Genomic DNA, 23639 nt, shown 5'->3' on the forward strand with positions numbered 1-23639 from the left:
CGTCAAGGGCTGTCTCGCCGGGGCGTGCCCGCCGGGCGTGAGAAAGTGGCGGCGTGACGTCCGTCAGCGAGAACCGCAACGACGAGCGGCGCGGCACCCGGCGGACCGCCGCGCGGGGGCGCGGCCGGCCCAGCGCGCCCCTGCTCTCGCGCGAGAAGATCACCGCCGCCGCCGTCGCGCTGATCCGCTCGCGCGGCTACCCGGCCCTGACGATGGCGGCCCTCGCGCGCGACCTGCGCGTCGCGCCGTCGGCCCTCTACAACCACGTCTCCTCCAAGCGCGAGCTGCTGCGCTGGATCCAGGACCATGTCAACGGCGGGATCGACGACTCGGCGTTCGGCGCCGAGCGCTGGGACGTCGCGCTCGAGCGCTGGGCGCGCTCGTACCGCGAGACCTACGCCCGGCACGCGCCCCTCGTGCCCGTCATGGCGGTCACGCCGATCGCCGGCTCGCCGCACACCGTCGCCATGTACGAGCGGGTCGCCGCGGGGCTGTGCGCCGGCGGCTGGCCGGACGACGACGTCCTGGACGTCGTCGTCGTGGTCGAGTCGTTCGTGCTCGGCTCGGCGCTGGACGCGACCGCGCCCCCGGAGATCTTCGAGGTGCCCGACGACGGCGCGGAGCCCGTGCTGGGCCGCCTCGCCCTCGCGCGGGAGGGGCGCGACAACGCCGACGCGGCCTTCGAGACCGGGCTCGCCGTGCTGCTCGCCGGGCTCCGGTCGCGGCTCGAGGGGCTCGCGGCCGGCTGAGGGGGGTGTCGCGACGGCGCCCCGTGTGCGAAAGTGAAGCACGTTCATTTGTGCGCGGACCGGCCCGCGCCCGCCCACCCCGAGGGGGATCACACCCGTGGCACACGAGAGCACCCACGCAGGCGCTGTCCTGCAGAACTTCGTCGACGGCAGCTTCGTCGACGCCGCCGGCGAGGGCCGGCTCGACGTCGTCGACCCCACCACCGGCACCCGCGTGGCGGTCTCGCCGGTCTCCGGCGCGGCCGACGTCGACGCGGCGATGGACGCCGCGCGGACGGCGCTGCGCACCTGGCGGCGCACCACGCCCGCCGAGCGGCAGCGGCTGCTGCTGCGCCTCGCCGACGCGGTCGAGGCGGCGTCCGAGACGCTGGTCGAGGCCCAGCACCGCAACACCGGCCAGCCGCGCGCGCAGATCGCCCAGGAGGAGGTCGCCGCCGGCGCCGACGCCCTGCGCTTCTTCGCCGGCGCCGCGCGCACCCTCGAGGGCAAGGCCGCCACCGAGTACCTCGGCGACCACACGTCGTACGTGCGGCGCGAGCCCGTGGGCGTCGTCGCCCAGGTCACGCCCTGGAACTACCCGCTGATGATGGCGTTCTGGAAGATCGGCCCGGCGCTCGCGGCCGGCAACACGGTGGTGCTCAAGCCGTCCGACACCACGCCCGAGTCGACCCTCGCGCTCGCGCGGGTCGCGGGCGAGATCCTGCCCGCCGGCGTGCTCAACGTGGTGCTCGGCGACGCGAGCACCGGCGCGCTGATGACCTCCCACCGCACGCCCGCGATGGTCGCGATCACCGGGTCGGTGCGGGCCGGCATGGCGGTCGCCGCCGGCGCCGCGGAGCAGGTCAAGCGCACGCACCTCGAGCTCGGCGGCAAGGCCCCGGCCGTCGTCTTCGCGGACGCGGACCTCGGGGCGACGGCGAAGGCCCTCGTCGAGTTCGGCATGTTCAACGCGGGCCAGGACTGCACGGCGGTCACCCGCGTGCTGGTCCAGGACTCCGCCCACGACGCCCTCGTCGAGCTCCTCGTCGCGGCGGCGCAGGAGCAGGTCACGGGAGCAGCCGACGAGTCCGAGAACTCCTACGGCCCGCTGAACAACGCCCGCCACCTGGCGTCCGTCGCCGAGAAGATCGACTCGCTGCCGGCGCACGCCCGCGTCGCCACCGGCGGCCGGCGCGTGGGCGAGGACGGCTTCTTCTTCGCGCCGACGATCATCACGGACGTGCGCCAGGACGACCGCGTCGTCCAGGAGGAGGTCTTCGGCCCCGTGCTCACCGTGCAGCGCTTCGCGGACGAGGACGAGGCGGTCGAGCTCGCGAACGACGTCGACTACGCGCTCGCCTCGAGCGTGTGGACGACGGACCACGGCACGGCGATGCGCGTCTCGCGCGACCTCGACTTCGGCTGCGTCTGGGTCAACACCCACGTGCTGCTCACCTCGGAGATGCCGCACGGGGGGTTCAAGCACTCCGGCTACGGCAAGGACCTGTCGCTGTACTCGGTGGAGGAGTACACGCGCGTCAAGCACGTGATGCACGCGCTCGACGCCTAGCCGCCCTCCGCCGAGAAGTCGAATCTGGCCCCTGTTCTGACGAGAACAGGGGCCAGATTCGACGTCTCGGCGAGAGGGGGCGCCGGGCGTCAGGCGCCGTCCACGCGGCGGGCGTCGTCGGCCTGCAGCGCGACCCAGGCGCCCACCCGGGTCGCCGGGTCGTCGAGCGAGCGGCCGAGCGCGGACTCGATCTCCGCGACCCGGTGGCGCACCGTGTTGCGGTGCAGGCCCAGCTCGTCGGCCACCCGGCCCAGCGAGCCGTGGTGGCGCAGGAACGAGCGCAGCGCGTCCACGAGCCCCGGCCGCCCGGCGAGCGGGGCGAGGAACGTCGCCGCGTACGACGCCGCGGCGTCCTCCCCGAGCAGGGCGAGGACGCCGTCGTCCACCAGGTCGTCCCAGCGCACCACCGGCAGCGCCGGGGTGGCCTGGGCGAGGGCGTGCCGGGCCGTGCGCGCCGTGCGCGGGCCCGCGTCGCGGGAGACCTCCTCGCCGACGCCCACCGTGCACCCGAGCCCGGCCAGGACGGTCGCGGCGCGCGCGGCGTCGGCAGCCGGGACGGCGAGCCGCAGGCGCGGGCCGGCGCCGGCCGCGAGGACCACCCCGGCCTCCTCCTCGAGCGCGCCCAGCGCGTCGTCCAGCGCCCCGGCCGGGGCGGCGGGGCCCGCCGCCGCCTCCAGCGCCCGCAACGTCGCCGGCAGGGTCACCGTCCCGGGGCGGTCGTCGGCGTCGAGGAGCACGGCGGCGGTCCGCGGGTCGCCGTCGAGCAGGAGCTCCAGGGCGCGGGCCCGCAGCCGCCGGGACGCGTCCCGCCCCTCGCGGCGGCGCTGCGCGTCCAGGCCGAGCAGGGCGACGGCGGTGGTCACGGCACCGCGCCGGCCGTCGTCCAGCGCGCCGGTGGTCCAGGCCGCCAGGTAGCTCTCCGGGCGCCGGTCGAGGCCGACCGGCTGCACGACGCAGGTGGACGTCCCGACGGTCACGGAGCCGGACGCGCGCAGGCCCTGCGGGCGGATGCGGGCGATCTCGGCGGCGAGGTCGAGCCCCTCGGGGGGTGCCTGGCCGGCCCGGTCGCGGCGCGCGGCCGCGCCGCCCGGGTCCACGAGCGCCGCGCCCCCGTCCAGGTGGCGGGCCAGCACCCGGAGCACGGCCGCGGGCCCCTCGGCGCGGGCCGCGGCCTCGGTCAGGTCCTGCTGCATCGTCGCGGCGCGCTGCGCGGCGGCGCGCTCGCGCTCGGCCAGCAGCGAGCCGGTCAGGCGGCTCACCGCCACGAAGGTGGTGCGGCGGGGCACCTCGACGAGGTTCACGGAGCGCTCGCGGCAGGCGCGGGCCAGCGCGTCCGGGACGCCCGCATGGGTCAGCCCGGTGCCGAGCCCGATCGCGGCCACGCCCACGGCGGCCAGGCGTGCGACGTAGGCGTCCCACCGGCCGTCGTCCCCGGCGCCCCACCCCGCCGTCTCCAGCCCGGTGGTGAGTAGCACCTCGCCGCCCTCGAGGAACGGGCTCGGGTCGGCGAGCTCGGAGGTCGCGACCCAGCGCACCGGCTCCTCGGGGCGCGGGAGGTGCACGCCGCGCAGCGCGAGGGCCGGGCTGGCCAGGACGTCCCGGACGGTGGTCATGGGGATCACTCTTGCACAACGGCGATCTCATAATTGTGCAGATCTGCCATGTCGTGCCCCGGGCCGTGGCGCCTAGCGTCGGCCTCACGCGCCCGACCGGCGCCGCTCGCCCGCAGCGGGCGAGGAGCTACCCACCCCCGGAGGCGCAGATGTCCGTCACCACCCAGGTCAGCGACCAGGCCGTCGTCGGCGGCCCCGCCCTTCCCCAGGAGCGACGGCTCGTCACCGCCCTGCCCGGCCCGCGCTCCGTCGAGCTCGCCGCACGCCAGCGCGCCGCCGTTCCCGGCGGCGTGAGCACCACGATGCCGGTCTTCGCCGCGGCCGCCGGGGGCGGCGTCGTCGTCGACGTCGACGGCAACTCGCTCATCGACCTCGGCTCGGGCATCGCCGTGACGACCGTCGGCAACAGCGCCCCGCTCGTCGCGCAGGCCGTGGGCGACCAGGCCGCCGCGTTCACGCACACCTGCTTCATGATCACGCCCTACGAGGGGTACGTGGAGGTCGCGGAGCGGCTCAACGCCCTGACCCCCGGCGACCACGACAAGCGCACCGCGCTGTTCAACTCCGGCGCCGAGGCCGTGGAGAACGCGGTGAAGATCGCCCGCTCGTACACCGGCCGCACCGCGGTGGTCGCCTTCGACCACGCCTACCACGGCCGCACGAACCTCACGATGGCCCTCACGGCGAAGAACCAGCCGTACAAGTCCGGCTTCGGGCCGTTCGCGTCCGAGGTCTACCGCGTCCCGACGTCCTACCCCTTCCGCGACGGCCTCTCCGGCCCCGAGGCCGCGCGCCGCGCGATCGACCAGATCGAGAAGCAGGTCGGCGTCGAGAACCTCGCCGCCGTGATCATCGAGCCGATCCAGGGCGAGGGCGGCTTCATCGTCCCGGCCGAGGGCTTCCTGCCGGCGATCGTGGACTGGGCGCGCGAGAACGGCGTCGTCTTCGTCGCCGACGAGGTGCAGAGCGGCATCGCCCGCACCGGCACCTGGTACGCCAGCGAGCACGAGGGCATCGTGCCGGACCTCGTCACGACGGCCAAGGGCGTCGCCGGCGGCCTGCCGCTGTCGGCCGTGACGGGCCGCGCCGAGATCATGGACGCCGCGCACGCCGGCGGGCTCGGTGGCACCTACGGCGGCAACCCGGTCGCCTGCGCGGCGGCGCTGGCGACCCTGGACACGATCGTCGCCGACGGTCTCCTCGAGCGTGCGACGGCGGTCGGCGAGCAGCTCACGGCGCGCCTGGGCGCCCTCGCGGAGCGCGACGCCCGCGTCGGCGAGGTGCGCGGGCGCGGCGCCATGATCGCCGTCGAGCTGGTCGACCCGGCCACCGGCGAGCCCGACGCGGCGCTGGCCAAGGCCGTCGCGGGCGCCGCGCACGCCGAGGGCGTCATCGTGCTGACCTGCGGCACCTACGGCAACGTCCTGCGCCTGCTGCCCCCGCTGTCCATCGCCGACGAGCTCCTGGCCGAGGGCCTGGACGTGCTCGAGCGCGCGCTCGGGGCGACCCGATGACCGCCACGCTGACGGAGACGAGCGCGCCGGCGCCGGCGCCGGCGCCGTCGGCCGCCGCCGCCCCGGCGGGCCCGCTGGACGACGCCCGCTCCCAGCTCGCGGAGGCCGCCCAGGTCCTCGGGCTGTCCGACGGCATGCAGCGCATGCTCGCGACCCCGCGCCGCGAGGTCACCGTCTCGATCCCGCTGCGGCGCGACGACGGCAGCCAGGACCTGCTCATCGGGCACCGCGTGCAGCACAACTTCTCCCGCGGCCCGGCCAAGGGCGGCATCCGCTACAGCCCGCACGTCGACCTCGACGAGGTCCGCGCGCTCGCGATGTGGATGACCTGGAAGTGCGCGCTGCTCGACGTGCCGTACGGCGGCGCGAAGGGCGGGGTGCGGATCGACCCCCGCGCGTACTCCACGGCGGAGCTGGAGCGGGTGACCCGGCGGTTCACCTCGGAGATCCTGCCGCTGATCGGCCCGGAGCGGGACATCCCGGCGCCGGACATCGGCACCGACGAGAACACCATGGCCTGGATGATGGACACCTACTCCGTCAACCACGGCCACACGGTGCTGGGCGTCGTCACCGGCAAGCCGGTCGCGCTCGGCGGCTCCCTCGGCCGGGCCAGCTCCACGTCCCGCGGGGTCGTGGACGTGGCGCTCGCGGCGCTCGAGTCGCGCGGCCTCGCGCCGGACTCGACGACCGCCGCCGTGCAGGGCTTCGGCAAGGTCGGCCGCGGCGCGGCCCGCTTCCTCGCCGAGGCCGGCGTCCGCGTCACCGCCGTGAGCGACCAGTACGGCGCCGTCGTGGGGACGAGCGGGCTCGACGTCGACGCCCTCGAGGCGCACGTCGACGCGACCGGGACCGTCGTCGGCTTCGACGGCGCGGACGAGATCGACGGCGCCGCGCTCCTCGAGCTCGATGTCGATCTCCTCGTCCCGGCCGCCGTCGAGGGCGTGCTCACGGCCGAGAACGCGCCCCGCGTCCGCGCCCGCGTCGTCGTCGAGGGGGCGAACGGCCCCACCACCCCCGAGGCCGACGCGATCCTCGCGGACGCCGGCGCGCTCGTGGTGCCGGACATCCTCGCCAACGCGGGCGGCGTCGTCGTCAGCTACTTCGAGTGGGTGCAGGCCAACCAGGCCTACTGGTGGACGCTGCCCGAGGTCGAGGCCCGGCTGCGCGAGCGCATGCTCGGCGCGTGGACCGCGGTGCGCGAGTACGCCACCTCCCGCGACCTGTCGCTGCGGACGGCGGCGACCGCGATGGCGGTCGAGCGCGTCGCGACCGCGCACCGGCTGCGCGGCCTGTACCCCTGACCACCACCGCACCCGCCCTGGAGGGCCCCATGAGCACCACCACCACGAGCACGACCAGCACGGCGACCGCTCCCGCGGTCGCTCCGGTGCCCGACGCCGACCTGCGCGCCTTCGTCGAGTCGCTCGCCCCCGCGCAGGGCGTGTGGGTCGACGGCGCGGGCCGCCCCGCGCGGTCCGGCCGGACCTTCGAGGTCGAGGACCCGGCCACCGCGGCGCGCATCACCGCCGTGCCCGACGGCGACGCCGGCGACGCGACGGCGGCCGTCGACGCGGCGTCCGCGGCCCTGGCCGGCTGGGCCGCGACGGCGCCGCGCGAGCGCTCGGAGGTGCTGCGCCGCGCGTTCGCCCTCATGGTCGCCGACACCGACCGGCTCGCCGGGCTGATGGCCTGGGAGAACGGCAAGGCCCTGGCCGACGCGCGCGCCGAGGTCGCCTACGCGGCCGAGTTCTTCCGCTGGTTCGCCGAGGAGGCCGTGCGGACCGAGGGGGAGTACGGCGCCTCGCCCGCCGGGGGCACGCGCACGATCGTCACCCACCGCCCCGTCGGGGTCGCCGCCCTCGTCACGCCGTGGAACTTCCCCGCGGCGATGGCCACGCGCAAGATCGCGCCCGCGCTCGCGGCCGGCTGCACCGTGGTGCTCAAGCCCGCGGCCGAGACCCCGCTGACCGCCCTCGCCGTCGCGCAGATCCTCACCGAGGCCGGCGTGCCCGACGGCGTCGTGAACGTCGTCCCGACGACGGACGCGGCGGGCGTCGTGACGACCTGGCTCGAGGACTCCCGCGTCCGCAAGATCTCGTTCACGGGGTCGACGCCGGTGGGCCGGGTGCTGCTCGCCCAGGCCGCCGAGCGCGTGGTCAACACGTCGATGGAGCTGGGCGGCAACGCGCCGTTCGTCGTCGCGGCGGACGCGGACCTGGACGCCGCGGTCGCGGGCGCGATGGTCGCGAAGCTGCGCAACGGCGGCCAGGCCTGCACGGCGGCCAACCGGCTGTACGTGCACGCCGACGTCGTCGAGGAGTTCACCGCCCGGCTCGGCGCAGCCGTCGAGGCGCTCCAGGTGGGCCCCGCGTTCGCCGACGGGAGCCAGATCGGTCCGCTGATCTCGGCCAAGGCGCTCGCGGGCGTGACGCGCCTGGTCGACGACGCCGTCGCGGCAGGCGCCCGGGTGAGCCACCGCGCGCCGGTGCCGGCGGGCCTGACCGGGCACTTCTACGCGCCGACCGTGCTGAGCGACGTCCCGGCGGACGCCGAGATCCTGCGGACCGAGATCTTCGGCCCCGTCGCGCCGATCGCGACCTGGACGGACACGGAGGAGCTGCTGCGCGCGGTGAACGACACCGAGCTCGGCCTCGCCGCGTACGTGTTCTCGCGGGACCTGCGCTGGGCGCTGCAGACCGCGGAGCGGATCGACGCCGGGATGGTGGGCGTCAACCGCGGCGTGGTCTCGGACCCGGCGACGCCGTTCGGCGGGGTCAAGCAGTCCGGGCTGGGGCGCGAGGGCGCCCGGGACGGCATCCGCGAGTTCCAGGAGACGCAGTACTTCTCGGTCGACTGGAGCTGACGGGCCCGCTCTCCCGCCGACGGCGACACCCACCCCGCCGACGGTGACACCCCGTCCGCCGACGGTGACGTTTCGCGGCCCCGATGGGGCTCTGACGGGCGCATTTCGTCACCGTCGGCGGGCGGAGCGTCGCCCTCGGCGGGCGGAGCGTCGCCGTCGGCGCGGCACGCGACGCTCGACCCGGCCCTGGCGGCGCTCTGAGGGTCAGGACCTGATGAACTCCAGCAGGTCGGCGTTGATCGTCGCCGCCTCGGTCGTCGGCATCCCGTGCGGGAACCCCGCGTAGGTCTTCAGGGTCCCGTTCTGCAGGAGCTTCGCGGACAGGGGCCCGGAGTCCTCGTAGGGGACGACCTGGTCGTCGTCGCCGTGCATCACCAGGACCGGGACGGTGATCTTCTTCAGGTCCTCGGTGAAGTCGGTCTGCGAGAACGCGACGATGCCGTCGTAGTGGGCCTTCGCGCCGCCCATCATCCCCTGGCGCCACCAGTTCTCGACGATCGCCTCGGACAGCTCGCGGTCCGGCCGGTTGAAGCCGTAGAAGGCTGTGGCGGCCAGCTCACGGTAGAAGCCCGAGCGGTTGGTGGCCACCTGCTCCTGCAGGCCGTCGAAGAAGCTCTTGGGCAGGCCGCCAGGGTTGGCCTCGGTCTGCACCATGATCGGCGGCACCGCGCTGATCAGCACGCCCTTGGCCACCCGGTCCTCGCCGTGCCGGGCGATGTAGTGGGCGACCTCGCCGCCGCCGGTGGAGTGGCCGACGTGGACGGCGTCGTGCAGGTCGAGGTGCTCGGTCAGCGCCGCCAGGTCGTCGGCGTAGTGGTCCATGTCGTGGCCGTCGGCGACCTGGGCCGAGCGCCCGTGACCGCGACGGTCGTGGGCGATCACCCGGTAGCCGTGCTGGAGGAAGAACAGCATCTGGGTGTCCCAGCCGTCGGCCGACAGCGGCCAGCCGTGGCTGAAGACGATCGGCTGGCCCGACCCCCAGTCCTTGAAGTAGATCTCGGTGCCGTCGGTGGTGGTGACCGTGCCCATGCGTGTTCCTCCGTCGTCTCGGCCGAGCCGGACCCGTGAGAGGGCCCGGCTCGGCCGACAGTAGGGGCACGGGGGGACGCACGCGCGCGGGACGACGACGGTGCAGACATCCGGGAACGCTCAGGCGGGGACGAGCACGATCTTTCCCCCGGCCTCGCCGGCCTCGCCCACGCGGTGCGCCTCGGCGACGTCGGCGAGCGGGAAGGTCTGCACCGCGGGGACGCAGAACCGGCCCGACCCGACCAGCTCGCCGATCTCGCCGAGCACGTACAGCGCGCGCCCGGAGTCGCCGCGGCTGAACCTGACCCCGTGCTCCTGCGCGCCGCGGAAGTCGGCCACCGTCACGACGTGCTCCGCGCCGCCCGCGAGCCCGATCAGCTCCGGCAGGACTCCGCTGCCGGCGACGTCGAGGGCGGCGTCGACGCCGTCGGGCGCCAGGGCCCGGACGCGCTCGACCATGCCCTCGCCGTAGGCGACGGGCTCGGCGCCCAGCGTGCGCAGGTAGTCATGGTTCGCCGGGCCGGCGGTGCCGATCACGCGCATCCCGCGCACGACGGCGAGCTGGACGGCGGCGCTGCCGATGTTGCCCGAGGCGCCGTTGACGAGCACCGTGGCGCCGGCGGCGACGCCGAGCTGGTCGAGCGAGCGCGCGGCCGTCTCGACGGCGGCCGGCAGCGTCGCGGCCTCGGCGAGCCCCAGGGACTCGGGGACCGGGGCGTAGAAGGACAGGCACGTCAGCTCGGCCTGGGCCGCCCCGGAGGACGTGGACCCGAACACGCGGTCACCGAGGGCGACGTCCGTGACCCCCTCGCCGAGCTCGTCGACGACACCGGCCGCCTCGTAGCCCAGCGTCTGCGGGAGCTCGGGGTCCATGAGGCCCTGGCGCTTCTTCCAGTCGCTCGCGTTGACACCGGCGGCGCGCACCGCGATCCGCACCTCGCCGGGACCCGGGTGCGGGTCCGGCAGGTCCACGATCTCGAGCACCTCCGGGCCGCCGAAGCGGCTGAACCGCGCTGCCTTCATCGTTCGCTCCGATCGGTCCGGGCGGCGCCGCGGTGGTGCGGCGCGCGTCGTCCGTCAGTCTGCCGCAGGCGGACGGGACGGGCCCGGCTCCGGCCCGACGGCGGCGCGCAGCTCCGCGACGGACGTCGCCCCCGGCGTCAGTCCCTCGCGCGCGGCGCGCCGGCCCAGCGCCGCCAGGGCCGCGTTGACCGGGGCCGCCCGCCCGGAGCGGCGCGCGAGCAGCGCGACCTCGCCGTTGAGGTAGTCGGTCTCGATCGACCCGGACCCGCGCACCAGGGACTGCCACGTCGACCCGCCGAGCATCGCGGGCTCCCCGGGGACCGGTTCCGCGGAGTAGTCCGACCATGCCTCGCGGACCTCGTCCCGGTCGGGGACGTCGATCCCCGCGGCCGCGAGGACCTCGCGGCCCTCCGCCTCGGCGGCGCGGCGCACGTCGTCGGCCTCCTCGGCCGCCTCGCCGAGCAGCGCCTGCAGGACGTTGCCCAGGTTCGACAGCAGCTTGCGGTACTTCCAGCGCATCACGTCCGCCGGCTGCAGCACGCGCAGCTCCGCCGCGCCCCAGTCCGCGGCGAGGGCGTCGAGGAGCCGGCGGTCCGCGGCCGGGTGCTGCGCGGCGCCGTAGCGCCCGGCGTGGAAGATGCCCCGCAGCGGGTAGCCGCGCACCCACACCTCGCCCGGCTCGATCATCACGGCGGGGAACCAGACGCAGACCCCGAGCACCCGGGCGAAGTACCGCAGCGCGATCTCCTCGCCGGTCACTCCGTTGAGCGCGGTGAGGATGGGGAGAAGGTCGCCCGCACGACCGACGACGGCGCCGTCCGCGTCGCGCACCGGCGCGTCCGCCCACTGCGCCACCGCCTCCTGCGCCTGCTGCGTCTTGGTGGTCAGGACCAGGACGTCGTCCGTGGTCAGCCGCGCCTCCTCGGGCCCGCTCGCGCTCGGCACGTGCAGCGTCGGCGAGGCGTCCGGGCAGCGCAGGGTCAGCCCGCGCCCCGCCAGCGCCCGCGCGTGCTCCCCGCGCGCGACGAGCAGCACGTCCTTGCCCGCGCTCGCCAGCAGCCCGCCGATCGCGCTGCCCACCGCTCCTGCCCCCACGAACACGTAGCGCACCGCGTCCCACCCCTCGCTGGATCTCGGCTCCGGTCCGTGCCAGCGTACGGCGCGGCTACCCGGCGACGGTGTCGAGCCCGGCGACGACGTCGTCGGGCAGGACGAGCTGCGCGGCCGCGAGGTTCTCGCGCAGGTGCGCCACCTTCGAGGTCCCGGGGATGACGACCATGTTCGGCGAGCGCTGCAGCAGCCACGCGAGCGCCACGGCCTGCGGGGCGGCGCCCAGGCGCCCCGCGACGGCGTCGAGCGTCCCGGACTGCAGCGGGCTGAACCCGCCGAGCGGCCAGAACGCCGTGTACGCCACGCGCTGCTCGGCGAGGGACGCGATCAGCGCCTCGTCACCCCGGTGCGCCAGGTTGTACCAGTTCTGCACGGTCACGACCGGTGCGATCGCCTGGGCCTCGGCGACCTGGTCCGCGTCGACGACCGAGAGCCCGAGGTGGCGCACCAGCCCCTCGTCGCGCATCTGTGCCAGCGCGCCGAACGGCTCCGCGAGCGATCCCGGCACCGGCGAGTGGCCGTCGGCGCCGCCGCCGACCCGCAGGTTCACGACGTCGAGCACGTCGGTCCCGAGCGTGCGCAGGTTCGAGACGACCTGCTCGCGCAGCTGCTCGGGGGAGCGGGCGTGCAGCCACGCGCCGTCGTCCCCGCGGACGGAGCCGACCTTGGTGACGACGTGGACGTCGTCGGCCGCCGTGAGCGCGTCGCGGACGATCTCGTTGGTGACGTGCGGGCCGTAGAAGTCGGCGGTGTCGATGTGGTTCACGCCGGCGTCGATCGCGGCGCGGACGACGCGGACGGCCTCGTCGCGGTCGGCGGGCGGGCCCCAGACTCCGGGACCGGCGAGCTGCATCGCGCCGTAGCCGGTGCGGGTCAGGGTCAGGCCCTGCGCGGTCGTGAAGCTGCCGCCGAGGGCGGGTGCGGTGGTCATGTCGGTCTCCTCGCTGTGGTGTCCTGCTCTGCCCACCATCCTTCGCGCGGCCCGGCGCGCGGACCAGAGCCCCCGCGGTCCTGGGTGGCGCAGGACCAGGCACGCGGCCGTCCCCGCGGCCTACGGTGGGCGCATGAGCGACGCGTCGAACCCGCTGGGCGAGTACCTGCGCGCCCGTCGTGAGCTCGTCACCCCGGCGGACGCCGGGATCCCGGTGCTCGGGGTGCGCCGCGTGCCCGGGCTGCGCCGCGAGGAGGTGGCGATGCTCGCCGGCATCAGCGCCGACTACTACCTGCGCCTCGAGCAGGGCCGCGACCGCAACCCGTCGGTCCAGGTCCTGGAGTCTCTCGCGTCGGTGCTCCGCCTGGACGACGACGGTGTGGCCCACCTCCTGCAGCTCGGTGCCGACCGGCCGCGGCGCTCGCGGCGGCGGCCGCGGCGCGAGAGCGTGCCGACGGGGATCGCGCGCCTCGTCGCGACGCTCGGGCTGCCCGCCTTCGTCGAGGGGCGCTACTTCGACGTCCTCGCCGTCAACCCGCTGGCGACGGCGCTGTCCCCACGTCTCGTCGTCGGCGCGAACCGGCTGCGCGACGTGTTCCTCGACCCCGCCGAGCGCGACCTCTACCCGGGCTGGCCCGAGGCGACGCGGCGCCTGGTGGCCGGGTTCCGCGAGTCCGTCGGCACCGACACGGACGACCCGCGCTTCATCGAGCTCGTCGGCGAGCTGTCCCTCGCGAGCCCGCGCTTCCGCGAGCTGTGGGCACGGCACGACGTCCACGCCCGGGAGGGGACGACGTCGCTGCTCGACCACCCCGTCGTCGGCGAGCTGCGGCTCAACCGGGAGAAGCTCGCCGTCGGCGGCGCGGACGGCCAGATGCTCGTCGTCTACCACCCGGACGCGGGCAGCGACGCCGCGGACCGGCTCGCGGTGCTCGCGTCGTCCGCGCTGCCCGCGGCGAAGGACGCGGCCCGGTGACGGTGCTGCGGTCGGTGGTCCTGTTCGCCGTCGCCGCGGTGTTCGAGATCGGCGGGACGTGGCTCGTGTGGCAGGGCGTGCGCGAGCACCGGGGCTGGGTGTGGGTCGGCGCCGGGGTGGTCGCGCTCGGGCTCTACGGGTTCTTCGCGACCCTCCAGCCGGACGCCAGCTTCGGCCGGATCCTCGCCGCGTACGGCGGGGTGTTCGTCGCCGGGTCCCTCGCCTGGGGGATGCTCGTCGACGGCTTCCGGCCCGACCGCTGGGACGTCGTCGGGGCGCTCGTCTGCCTCGTCGGGTTCGCGATGATCATGTACGCGCCGCGGCACGGCTGAGCGGCGGCCGGTCCGGCGGTCAGCGGACCGTCACGTCCCGGTGCCACGACTGCGTGACGTAGGTCGTCTCGAACCCGAGCGACCGGTACAGGTCGGTGGCGCCCGTGGGGGAGTCCGCGTCGACCTCGAGCGCGACGCTCGCCCGGCCGCGCTCGGCGGCGTCCGCGAGCACGGCGTCGAGCAGCGCGCTCGCCATCCCTCGGCCGCGGGCCGTGCGCAGCACCCCGAGGTAGTCGACGTAGCTCGCGACGGGCTCGCCGTCGTCGTCGAGCGAGGCCGTGGCGACCAGGGCGCCGGCCGGGACCGCGGCGCCGTCGTCCCCGTCGACGAGCTCGCCCAGCCACCAGTGGTCCCACCGGTGCCCGGGGTCCTCGCGGAGCCGGGCGACGAACTCGTCGAACGTCTCGGTGTGGTGGTTGAAGTGGTCGGCGAACGCCTCCTCCAGCACGTCGTGGACGGCGACCACGTCGCGCTCGTCGGGCAGCCCGTCGTCGCCCTGCCGCACGAGCCGCACACGCACCCCCGGCCCCGGCGGGCGGGGGTCGAGGTCCGCGTCCCCCACGGGGCGGCGCATCTGCAACCAGGTCCGCACGTGCAGGTAGCCGGCCGCGGCGAGGCGACGCTGCTGGCGCTCGTCCGGCTCGAACGCGCCGCTGTCGAGCTGGGTCGCGTCGCGGCCCCGGGCGCGGGCCAGCTCGCCCGCTGCCCGCTCGGCCCAGGCGAAGAGCCCGGCGGCGAGCGCGTCGCCCTCGGCGTCGCCGAGGTCCGGGTCGACGAGGACGGCCACCAGCACGCGTCCCGCGGCGCGGTCGTGCGCCGTGGCCCAGGCGCGCAGCACCGCTGCGTCGTCGCGGACGGCGAGGTGGGCGCGCGTCGCCGCGCCGGGCCCGGTCACCTCCGCCTGGACGTCGGCGACCTGCGCTGACGCGCGCCCGCGCGCCGCCGCCTCGTGCCGCGACCGCAGGGTCCACAGATCGTCGACGTCGTCCGGCCCCGGGGCATACGCGCGCCACCGTGGCGGCAGGGTAGGCAGGGCCGGGGCGGGGGTCTCGGGAGTCTCGGGGAAGCTGCTCACGACCACGATCTTCCTCCGGCGCGGGAGGCGGGGCGAGTCGCGTCCGGGCAGGGGAATGCCCGCGGGCTGACGGATCAGATCCGTCCGTCGTGCTGGACGAGGGCACGACTCCCGCGGGCACCGGTGGCTGCGTCGGGATTCGCCTGCCGTCGTCCCCGCCTGAGCGGGGAGACCGGGGGCGGACCGGCTCAGCTGCCGTCCGTTCGATGCGCGACGGTTAGCGCGCAACCACCTCAAGAGTCCGAAGAATATTCACTTCCAGGACCACCTCCTCTCCCTTGTGCAGACGACGCTACGCCTGCCGGGCGGGCACGCCAAGGGGTTTTTCCGAGGGCGAAGGAGGTCGGGGAGGGGCGGCTCAGTGGGTGACGACGGCGACCACGAAGAGCACGAATGCGACGGCGCTCACCACGAGTCCGATCAGGGCCACCATGTTGAGCCGGCCCGCACGCCGCCCGCGACCCAGCGCGAGGCCGCTGACGACGAGGCCCCCGACCGACATGATCGGGCCGAACACGAAGAGACCGGTGATTCCGAGCAGCAGTCCGAAGAAGCCGAGGAACTGGTCCGCGCCGTCGGGCTCGGCGCCCGGGGCCGGGGCGGGTCGTGAGCGGTCGCCGGGCTGCGGCATGCGGTTCTCCGATGGTCGTGCGGGGGACGGCGCGGGCTGGGGCCCGAGGGCGCCGCTCGTGCGGGCGGCCGCTCGCACGGACACCACGGGGCCCGCGCCAGTGTCCTCCCGCGGCGCGGGCCCTGTCGAACGGCGGTGCCGGGCGCTCAGACCGTCGCCGGGCCCGCCGGGGCGTCCGTCGCGCCCGCCTCGGCACCCTTGCGCCGCCCGCGCAGCAGCGAGTACGTCACGCCGAACATGATCGTGAAGAACACCGCGAAGACGAGCATCGTCAGCCGGTACGCGTCGATGTACGCGTCCTGCGCGCTCGCGGTGACCTGCTGGAGGAGGTCGGTGCCCTGCGCCCAGCCGGGGACGTCGTCGTCCGAGAACCAGCCGATCACCTGGCCCTGCTGCGAGGGCGTGAGGCCCAGGTCGCCGAGGCGCTCGCCGAGGCCGCGCCCGAGGCCGCCGTAGAGCAGCGTCGAGCTGAGCGCGAGGCCGAGGGCGAAGGACGCCTGGCCGATGGCGGGCTTGCTCGCGACGGTCGCCCCCACGAGGTCCGGCGGCGGCACGGCCACGAAGAACTGCCCGGCGGAGGTCTCGGTGAGCATGCGCGAGAAGCCGCCGACGACGAGCCCGACCCCGAACACCCAGTACGGCGTGCTCAGCCCGGCGGTCGCGAAGACGTACATGGCGATCGCCACCCCGGCGAGCCCCACGAGCACGAGCGACTGCGGCGACCGTCCCCGGGTCGCGAGCCGACCCGCGGCGAACGCGCCGAGCACCATCGCGATCGTGGCCGGGAGCTGGCGCACGGTGACCTCGAGCGGGGAGTAGGCGTACACGTACTGCCACAGCAGCGAGAGCTGCAGCGTCATGACGGCCTGCCACATGTTGAACGAGACGTCCGCCGAGAGCGCCCCGGCGAGGTCGCGGTTCTTGAACAGGTGCACCGGCAGCGCCGGCTCCTCGTGGTGCAGCTCCCAGCGCAGGAACGCCACGAGCGCGACGACCCCGACGACGAGGGGCACGATCACGCCGACGGTCAGCCAGCCGGCGCTGGCGGAGCTCACGCCCCAGATCACGCCGACGAGCCCGAGGGCGACCAGCACGAGACCCACAGGGTCGGAGCGCCGCCGGTGGACCGCCTTCGAGCGCGGGACGTAGGCCCTGTTCAGCACGAGGGCCGCGATGCCGACGACCGGGACCACGAGGTAGCCGAGCCGCCACGACCCGCCGATCAGGGCGCCGCCGAGGATCGTCAGGGGCAGGGCGAAGCCGACCTGCCCGGTGAAGTACAGGGACATCGCGCGGGGCACCCGGTCGGGAGCCACCGTGCGGATGAGCGCCATCGACAGGGCGAGGGTGCCGGCGAGCCCGATACCGGTGATCACGCGCCCGATGATGTAGACGAGCGTGTCCGCGGCCAGTGCCGTCACGACGCCGCCGAGCACGAGCGCGACCGCGCACCACAGCAGGGTCAGGCGGCGCCCGAACCGGTCGCCGATGGTGCCCACCGTGAGGATCGAGGCGGCCATCGCGAGCGTCGCCGCGGACGCGGCGAACGAGCGCTGGGACGCGGACATGCCGAGCTCGCCCGCGGCCGACGCGATGGCGGTGTTGTGGATCGAGACGTCGGCGGCCTGCGCCACCCCGGCGACGGTGAGCGCGAGGATCGCGGCGCCCGGGCGGCGGGCGACGCCGTCCGCCGGGGGAGCGGCGGTGCCGGTGCCGCCCGCCGTCCCGCCGCCCGTCGCGCTCATGACGCGTCGTGGACGGTCGCGCCGCGCTTGAAGGTGCGCACCACGGCGATGTCCTTGATGGCGTCGACCGGGACCTCGAGCGGGTTCGCGTCGAGCACGGCGAGGTCCGCGAGCTTGCCGACCTCGATCGATCCCCGGTCGTCCTCCGTGCGGTGCTCGTAGGCGGCGTCGATGGTCAGCGCCCGCAGCCCCTCGAGCGGCGTGACCCGCTCTCCCTGCCCGAGGACGACGCCGGACAGCGACGTGCGCGCGACCGACGTCCAGAGCAGAACGAGCGGGTTGATGGGCGTGATCGGGAAGTCGGAGTGGTTCGTGGGTCGCAGGCCCTTGTCGATCGCGGACCGCATCGGCGAGATGGCGAAGGCGCGGTCCTCGCCGAAGTTCTTGATGTGGATGTCGCCGAACAGGTACGTGTGGATCGTGAACATCGACGGCTCGAAGCCGAGCTCGACGTAGTCGTCGAGCTGGTCGTGCCGCATGACCTGGGAGTGGATCGGGACCGTGCGCCCGGTCGGCGTCGCGCCCGCGGCCACCGCCGCGCGGTGCGCGTCGAGGAGGCGGTCGACGGCGGCGTCGCCGTTGCAGTGGGCGAAGACCTGCACCCCGTGCCGGTACGCGGTCTCGACGAGCGAGTTCGCGTCGCCCTGCTCGATGTTGGCCAGCCCGTGCCAGTGCTGCTCGCCGCCCGGCCCGCCGGTCTCGTACTCCTGCGTGACGAACGCCGTCCGGCCCTGCGGAGAGCCGTCGATGATGAGCTTGACGCCCTGGACCGTGTGGCCGTGCGACGTGGTGCCGACGATCCCGGACTCGATGGCCTCGTCGAGCTCGTTGTAGATCACCAGCGAGCGCACGTCGACGGGGAGGCGTCCCTGCTCGGCGGCGGCGCGGACCTGCTCGATCTGCTTGATGCTCGCGGCGCCGTCCTGCACGGTCGTCATGCCCCAGCGGGCGTACTCGCGCAGCATCGCCTCGAGCTCCGCCTCGCCGTAGTCGAGGAGGCTGAACACGAGCGGCATCCACGCCTGCTCCCACAGCTCGCCGGACGGGACGTCGGTCCCCGGCAGGCGCACGATCGTCCCGCCGTCGGGGTTCGCGACGCCCGGCACGTACCCGGCGTCCTCGAGCACCCGGGTGTTGACGACGCCGCCGTGCCCGGAGACGTTGACGAGCACCACGCGGTGGTCGGGGAACTCGGCATCGAGCATCTCCGCCGTGATGAGGCCGCCGTCGTCCATCTGGTCGGGGAAGTAGCCCCAGCCGATGACGTAGCCGCCCGGCTCCGGAGCGTTGCGGTCCTTGGCCTCGTGCAGCTTGCGCAGCACGTCCGCGACCGTGCGGGTGTCGCCGACCGGCGGGGTCTGCAGCGCCGCGTGCTTGACGTACGGGGCGCCCATCGAGACGTGGCTGTGGGCGTCGACGAAGCCGGGGACGACGGTGCGGCCCGACAGGTCCACGCGCTTGGTGCCGGGGCCGGCCAGCGCGGCGATCTCCTCCGTCGTGCCGACGGCGGTGATGATCCCGTCGGTGACGGCGACCGCCTCGGCGACGGTGCCGGCGTCGTCCACCGTCAGGACGGTCGCACCGGTGAGGATCAGGTCGGGGGTGCTCATCGGTCGTCTCCGTCTCGGTCGGTGTGCTGTGCGTCCGGGGTCCGCGGCGTGCCCGCGGTCCCGGTCTTGCCTGCGTCCGCGCCGGCGGCGACCAGCGCCGCGGGGCGCCCGTCGAGGGTGAGCGAGCCGTCGACGAGGGTGCCGGCCTTGCGCATGCGCGTCGCCTTCGCGAAGAAGAGCGTGCTGATGATCGCGAAGAACGTCAGGAAGCCGGCGATGATGAACATGGTCCCGTTGAACGAGTCGACGAAGACCCCGCTCGCCCTCGAGATCACGGCGTCCACCTGCTTCGGGTCGTAGTCCGACAGGTCCCCGCCGGAGATGTACTGCTGGATCATCCCGGTGTAGCGGCCCTGCTGCGACGGCTCGACGTTCGCGTCGGCGAACGCCTGGGCGATGCCGCGGCCGTACTGGCCGAACAGGAAGGTCGAGCTCAGCGCGGTGCCGAGCGCGAAGCTCGTCTGGCCGATCGCGGTCTTGGACGAGGCCATCGCGCCGGTCAGGGCGGGCGGCGGCTTGGCGACGAAGAACTGGCCCATCGTCGTCTCGTTGAGCATGCGCGCGAACCCGCCGACGATCATCGGGATCGCGAAGAAGATGTACGGCGACGTGGTGCTCGAGAAGCCGAACATCACCATCGTCCCGATGAGCAGGACGTGCCCGATGATGAGGTTGAGCGAGGCGGGGATGCCCTTCGAGAGCATCCGGCCCGCGACCGTCGCGCCGACGACCATGGCGAGGCTCATCGGGAGTTGGCCGAGGCTGACCTCGAGCGGCGAGTACTGGTACACGTACTGCCAGAGCATCGAGAGCTGGATCATCACGACGGCCTGCCACATGTTGAACGAGAAGCCCGTCGCGACGGAGCCGGCGAGCTCCGGGTCCTTGAACAGCTTGACCGGGAACGCCGGGTCCGGGATGCGCGCCTCCCACCAGATGAAGAAGACCATCGTCACCGCACCGATCAGCACGGGCACCAGCACCGCCGCCGAGCCCCAGCCGTCGTTGGCCGCGTTGCTCAGGCCGTAGATGAGGCCGACCAGCGAGACCGCGATGGCCAGGAGCCCGAGATAGTCGAACTTCCCGACGTGGTCGGCCTTCGCCTCCGGCAGCCCGCGCAGGCACATGAGGAAGGCGATCACCGCGACGATCGGCATCGTCAGGTAGCCGAACCGCCAGCCGAACCCGGCCATCCAGCCGGCCACGACGCCGAGGACCAGGGCCGCGGCGGTCTGGCCCGCCAGCCAGAACGCGACGGCCTTGGGGATCTGGTTCGGCAGCACCTCGCGCAGCAGGGCGAAGCTGAGCCCGAACGACGCCGCGATGCCGAGGCCCGTGACCGCGCGGCCGAGGACGAAGATGCCGTAGCTCGGCGCGACCGCCGTGACGACGCCGCCGATCGCCGCGACGAGCAGCCCCACGAGCATCACCTTGCGGCGACCGAGCCGGTCGCCCAGGGCGCCCGTCGTGAGGATGAAGGCCGCGAGGGCCAGCGTGCCGACGCTCGCGGCGAACGCCCGCTGCGAGCCCGACATGTCGAGGTCGACGCTCGCGCCGACGATGGAGATGTTGTTCGCTGTCGGGTCCACGACCTGGAGGCACGACGCGGCGGTCAGCGCGATGAGCGCCGCCGTCGTCCCCTTCGCCCGGATGCTCGTCTCTGACACGGGTCGGCCCTCTCGGTGGTCGAGTGCGGGCCTTGGCCGGCCCCTGCCGCTCACGCTAGGGCTGCCTCGGCGGGGGCGCGCGGGGAAGGGGCGTGCGACCTGCGCGGATCCGGTGCCGCGCGGGCTCCGCGGCGTGTCACCATGACGGCATGAGCGAGACCTCCCGCCCGCCCGCCGGCCCGGGCCCCTACCGCGTCATGACCGTGTGCACCGGGAACATCTGCCGGTCACCCATGGCCGAGATCGTGCTGCGCGACCGGTTCGAGAAGGCGGGGCTGGGGGACGACGTCGTCGTCGACTCCACGGGCGTGAGCGACGAGGAGGCCGGGAACCCGGTCGACCCGCGCGCACGCCGCGTGCTCGAGCGGCACGGATACCCGGTGGGCGACCACGTCGCCCGCCAGGTGCGCGCGACCGACCTGGTCTCGCGCGACCTCGTGCTGCCGATGACGGCGCTGCACGCCCGCGCGCTGCGCCGGCTCACCGGGTCCGGCGGCGCCCCGACCGTGCGGATGTTCCGTGCCTTCGACCCTCGGGCGCCGCAGGACGTGGCCCCCGACGGCGAGCACGTCCTGGACATCGACGACCCCTGGTACGGCGGGGTCGAGGACTTCGAGACGTGCCTCGCGCAGATCGAGGCCGCCGCGGACCCGATCGTGGAGCACGTCCGCGCGCAGGTCGCCGCCCGCTGACCGGTCTCGGCGGGGCGGGGCGGGCGGACGGACGGACGGGCGGGGTCAGCCCAGCGCCCGGCGCGCCGTCGACTCGCCGGGGACCGAGACGGGGACGCCGTCGGCGTCGAGCGCCTCGGGCTCGGTGGCGCGCACGCGCAGCAGCCGCGCCGCGAGCGGACCGGTCAGCCCGTAGACCACCGCGGTGAGCAGGACGACGCCGAACACGACGGGCACGAGCTCGGGGAACGGGTCGCCGGCGTCCTCGAACTCGAGCGCGAAGACGGAGGCGGTCGAGGCGGCCACGATGCCGCGCGGCGCCATCCACCCGACCATCGCCCGCTCGCGGCCGGTCAGCACGGTGCCGTACGTCGACAGGCCCGCGACCGCGGGGCGCAGCACGAGGACGAGCAGGGCGGTGACCGCGAGCGACGCGAGCGCATACTCCCGCAGCGCGTCGATGTCGACGCGGGCGGAGAGCAGGATGAACAGGGAGCCGACCAGGAGCATCCCGAGGTGCCCCCCGAACTCGTGCAGGGGCTCGATGTCCACCGCCTTCTGGTTGGCGAGCGTGATGCCCATCGCGACGGTGGCGAACAGCCCCGCCTCGTCGTGGACGTACTCCGCCGCGGAGTAGGTCAGCATCGCGAGCGCGATCGCGAGGATCACCTCGGTCCCCGGCGGGATGCGGCCCCAGCGCACGGCGACGACGTATACGAGGGCTGCGACCACCCCCACCCAGATGCCGTTGACCGCGGTCGCCAGCAGGCGCGGCGACTCCTCGTGCAGGGCGAAGTTCGCGACGGCGAGCGCGACGGTCGCCCCGATCGGGTCGATGAAGATGCCCTCGAACGCGAGGACGGACCCGAGCGGCTCCTTCGGTCGGATGAGCGCCAGCAGGGGCCCGACGACGGTGGGTCCGGACACGATGAGGATCGCCCCGACCACGGCGGCGCGCTGGAACGACAGGTCGAGGACGAGGTAGCAGATCAGCGACGCGCCGGCCCCGGTAAGGGTGGCGCCGACGGTCACGAGCAGGAGGACCGGACGGCGGGCGCCCCCGCGCAGGCGCTGGAAGTCCAGCTTGAGCGACTCCTCGAAGAGCAGGAGGCCCACCCCGAGCGAGACGACGGAGAACAGGCTGTCGCCGAAGACGGCGTCGGGATCGAGGAACCCCGTCACGGGACCGGCGACCAGACCGACCACGAGCAGGACGAGGATCGAGGGCACGCGGACGCGGCCCGCGACGATCTGGCTGAGGACGCCGAGCGCGACGACCAGGGCGATGGCGGTGGCGGCGTCCATCAGCGTGCTCCCGGGCGTGCGCTCGTCATGGGGGCGAGACTATCGGGGAGCGGCGGGCGCTCAGGCACCGCGCGTTCCGTCCGCAGGTGACGCACGGCGTCGTCGGTGGGACGATCGGGCCTGGCGCAACCGGCCTGTGCAGAAGACGAGAGACATCGGCCCTGACGGAAGAGGGAGCATGGCAGACGAACAGTTCGGCCCGGTCGAGTTCATGGTGATCGGCGTGCCGGTCACCGGCATCCCCGACGCGGTGGTGGACGAGGTGGTGCGCCTCGTCGAGGCGGACGTCGTCGACGTCCTCGACATCACCTACGTCGCCGTGGACGACGACGGCGAGGCGACCATCGTCGAGCTCGAGGACATCGACCACCCCGCCCTGAGCGCGCTGGACGTCGGGGGTGCCGGCCTGGCCGGCGAGGAGGACCTCCTCGACGTCGCCGCCTCGCTCGGCACCGGGAGCGCCGCCATCGTGCTGCTCGTCGAGCACACGTGGGCGCGCAGCTTCCTGGCCGCGATCCGCGACACGGAGGCCGAGATCCTCATGACCGAGCGCATCCCCGCCGAGGTCGTCAACGAGATCGTGCGGCTCGGCGACCTCGAGGACTGACCGCGCCGCAGACCCCGCCCGCGGCACGGCAGGCACGATGCTGCCGGCGCCGCGGGCTTCGCGACACCGAGAAGGAGACAGACATGATTCGACGCGTAGGACGGGTGGGACGCCCGGGGCTGATCGGCACGGCGGCGCGCACCGCCGTGATCGCCGGGACCGCGAATGCCGTCACCGGCGCGCAGAACCGCCGACGTTCCGGTCGTGAGCAGGAGGCGTACGAGCAGCAGCAGTACCAGGCACAGCAGCAGCAGGCGGCCATGCAGGCCGCGGCCCAGCAGGCCGCCTACGAGCAGATGCAGGCCCAGCAGGCCGCCGCGCAGCAGGCGCCCGCGCAGGTCGCGGCGACGCCCGCGGGCGGCGGCGACGACCTGATGGCCCAGCTCGAGAAGCTCGCGGGCCTCAAGCAGGCCGGCGTGCTGAGCGACGCGGAGTTCTCCGCGGCGAAGGCCAAGCTGCTCGGCTGAGACCAACAGCCCCGTCCGCCCGTCCGCAGGGTGGCCCGTCCGCCGAGAAGTGGGGGGGGCCCCCCCCCCGGTTTTTTAAAGGGGGGGGGTTGGGGGGGAAGGCGGGGGCGGGGGGGGCGGGGGCGGCCCCCCGCCGCCGCGGCCCGCAGGCGCCCCCCGGCCCGGGCGC

At 74.7% G+C, this 23639-nt stretch carries 21 protein-coding genes; 10 read left to right on the forward strand and 11 right to left on the reverse strand.

What is annotated here, in order from left to right; genetic code table 11:
• Positions 1-53: 53 nt before the first annotated feature.
• Positions 54-749 carry a TetR/AcrR family transcriptional regulator C-terminal domain-containing protein gene (locus EDF32_RS09990; protein WP_199734891.1) on the forward strand — a complete coding sequence of 232 codons (696 nt, stop codon included), beginning with the start codon at positions 54-56 and terminating at the stop codon, positions 747-749.
• Positions 750-846: 97 nt separating this feature from the next.
• Positions 847-2298, forward strand: coding sequence for an aminobutyraldehyde dehydrogenase (locus EDF32_RS09995; protein WP_123308362.1), 1452 nt, complete (start codon positions 847-849; stop codon positions 2296-2298).
• Positions 2299-2387: 89 nt separating this feature from the next.
• Here EDF32_RS09995 and EDF32_RS10000 read toward each other — a convergent pair whose 3' ends face one another.
• Positions 2388-3911: a PucR family transcriptional regulator gene (locus EDF32_RS10000; RefSeq protein ID WP_123308363.1), complete on the reverse strand. Its 1524-nt coding sequence runs from the start codon at positions 3909-3911 to the stop codon at positions 2388-2390.
• A 149-nt stretch (positions 3912-4060) separates the two neighbouring features.
• Here EDF32_RS10000 and gabT point away from each other — a divergent pair, with 149 nt between their 5' ends.
• The 3 genes from gabT to EDF32_RS10015 are packed head-to-tail and all read left to right on the forward strand — an operon-like array spanning position 4061 to position 8291.
• The gene (gene gabT / locus EDF32_RS10005) at positions 4061-5425 is read left to right on the forward strand and encodes a 4-aminobutyrate--2-oxoglutarate transaminase (RefSeq protein ID WP_123308364.1); all 1365 of its coding nucleotides are present in this window, start codon (positions 4061-4063) and stop codon (positions 5423-5425) included.
• A complete protein-coding gene (locus EDF32_RS10010) occupies positions 5422-6729 on the forward strand; it encodes a Glu/Leu/Phe/Val dehydrogenase (RefSeq protein ID WP_123308365.1) in 1308 nt (435 codons plus the stop codon). The genes gabT and EDF32_RS10010 overlap by 4 nt, the downstream gene beginning before the upstream one ends.
• 29 nt (positions 6730-6758) lie before the next feature.
• Positions 6759-8291: an NAD-dependent succinate-semialdehyde dehydrogenase gene (locus EDF32_RS10015; RefSeq protein ID WP_123308366.1), complete on the forward strand. Its 1533-nt coding sequence runs from the start codon at positions 6759-6761 to the stop codon at positions 8289-8291.
• Between the two features lie 204 nt (positions 8292-8495).
• Here the strand turns inward: EDF32_RS10015 and EDF32_RS10020 are convergent, their stop codons facing one another.
• The 4 genes from EDF32_RS10020 to EDF32_RS10035 all read right to left on the reverse strand — a co-directional run bounded on the left by EDF32_RS10020 (position 8496) and on the right by EDF32_RS10035 (position 12384).
• Positions 8496-9320, reverse strand: a complete 825-nt coding sequence (locus tag EDF32_RS10020; RefSeq protein ID WP_123308367.1) for an alpha/beta fold hydrolase — start codon at positions 9318-9320, stop codon at positions 8496-8498.
• Between the two features lie 120 nt (positions 9321-9440).
• A complete protein-coding gene (locus tag EDF32_RS10025; protein ID WP_123308368.1) occupies positions 9441-10343 on the reverse strand; it encodes an NADP-dependent oxidoreductase in 903 nt (300 codons plus the stop codon).
• A gap of 54 nt (positions 10344-10397) precedes the next feature.
• Positions 10398-11453 (reverse strand): ketopantoate reductase family protein, encoded by a 1056-nt coding sequence (locus EDF32_RS10030; protein WP_123308369.1) that lies wholly within the window; start codon positions 11451-11453, stop codon positions 10398-10400.
• Positions 11454-11508: 55 nt separating this feature from the next.
• A complete protein-coding gene (locus EDF32_RS10035; RefSeq protein ID WP_123308370.1) occupies positions 11509-12384 on the reverse strand; it encodes an oxidoreductase in 876 nt (291 codons plus the stop codon).
• Between the two features lie 133 nt (positions 12385-12517).
• Between EDF32_RS10035 and EDF32_RS10040 the strand changes: the two genes are divergently transcribed.
• Together EDF32_RS10040 and EDF32_RS10045 are read left to right on the forward strand one after the other, a co-directional pair.
• Positions 12518-13360, forward strand: a complete 843-nt coding sequence (locus EDF32_RS10040; protein WP_123308371.1) for a helix-turn-helix domain-containing protein — start codon at positions 12518-12520, stop codon at positions 13358-13360.
• Positions 13357-13692 (forward strand): YnfA family protein, encoded by a 336-nt coding sequence (locus EDF32_RS10045; protein ID WP_123308372.1) that lies wholly within the window; start codon positions 13357-13359, stop codon positions 13690-13692. Before EDF32_RS10040 ends, EDF32_RS10045 begins: the two co-directional genes overlap by 4 nt.
• A gap of 19 nt (positions 13693-13711) precedes the next feature.
• Here EDF32_RS10045 and EDF32_RS10050 read toward each other — a convergent pair whose 3' ends face one another.
• From EDF32_RS10050 to EDF32_RS10070, 5 genes are all read right to left on the reverse strand, one after another.
• Positions 13712-14767, reverse strand: a complete 1056-nt coding sequence (locus EDF32_RS10050; RefSeq protein WP_123308434.1) for an N-acetyltransferase — start codon at positions 14765-14767, stop codon at positions 13712-13714.
• A 358-nt stretch (positions 14768-15125) separates the two neighbouring features.
• Entirely contained in the window at positions 15126-15398 is a 273-nt protein-coding gene (locus EDF32_RS10055; protein WP_123308373.1) for a hypothetical protein, read from the reverse strand.
• A 146-nt stretch (positions 15399-15544) separates the two neighbouring features.
• The gene (locus EDF32_RS10060; RefSeq protein ID WP_123308374.1) at positions 15545-17143 is read right to left on the reverse strand and encodes an MFS transporter; all 1599 of its coding nucleotides are present in this window, start codon (positions 17141-17143) and stop codon (positions 15545-15547) included.
• Entirely contained in the window at positions 17140-18753 is a 1614-nt protein-coding gene (locus tag EDF32_RS10065; protein ID WP_123308375.1) for an amidohydrolase, read from the reverse strand. The genes EDF32_RS10060 and EDF32_RS10065 overlap by 4 nt, the downstream gene beginning before the upstream one ends.
• Positions 18750-20420, reverse strand: coding sequence for an MFS transporter (locus EDF32_RS10070; RefSeq protein WP_123308376.1), 1671 nt, complete (start codon positions 20418-20420; stop codon positions 18750-18752). Before EDF32_RS10070 ends, EDF32_RS10065 begins: the two co-directional genes overlap by 4 nt.
• 149 nt (positions 20421-20569) lie before the next feature.
• On the opposite strand from EDF32_RS10070, the gene EDF32_RS10075 reads away from it, so the two are divergent.
• A complete protein-coding gene (locus EDF32_RS10075; protein WP_233565850.1) occupies positions 20570-21112 on the forward strand; it encodes a low molecular weight protein-tyrosine-phosphatase in 543 nt (180 codons plus the stop codon).
• Positions 21113-21157: 45 nt separating this feature from the next.
• Here EDF32_RS10075 and EDF32_RS10080 read toward each other — a convergent pair whose 3' ends face one another.
• On the reverse strand, positions 21158-22396 hold the full coding sequence (locus EDF32_RS10080) for a sodium:proton antiporter (protein WP_123308377.1): 1239 nt from the start codon (positions 22394-22396) through the stop codon (positions 21158-21160).
• Between the two features lie 178 nt (positions 22397-22574).
• Between EDF32_RS10080 and EDF32_RS10085 the strand changes: the two genes are divergently transcribed.
• Positions 22575-23003 carry a DUF6325 family protein gene (locus EDF32_RS10085; protein WP_123308378.1) on the forward strand — a complete coding sequence of 143 codons (429 nt, stop codon included), beginning with the start codon at positions 22575-22577 and terminating at the stop codon, positions 23001-23003.
• 83 nt (positions 23004-23086) lie between these two features.
• Positions 23087-23470, forward strand: a complete 384-nt coding sequence (locus tag EDF32_RS10090; RefSeq protein ID WP_233565851.1) for an SHOCT domain-containing protein — start codon at positions 23087-23089, stop codon at positions 23468-23470.
• Positions 23471-23639 lie beyond the last annotated feature (169 nt).

Source organism: Cellulomonas sp. PhB143, assembly GCF_003752595.1.
Classification (GTDB): domain Bacteria; phylum Actinomycetota; class Actinomycetes; order Actinomycetales; family Cellulomonadaceae; genus Paraoerskovia.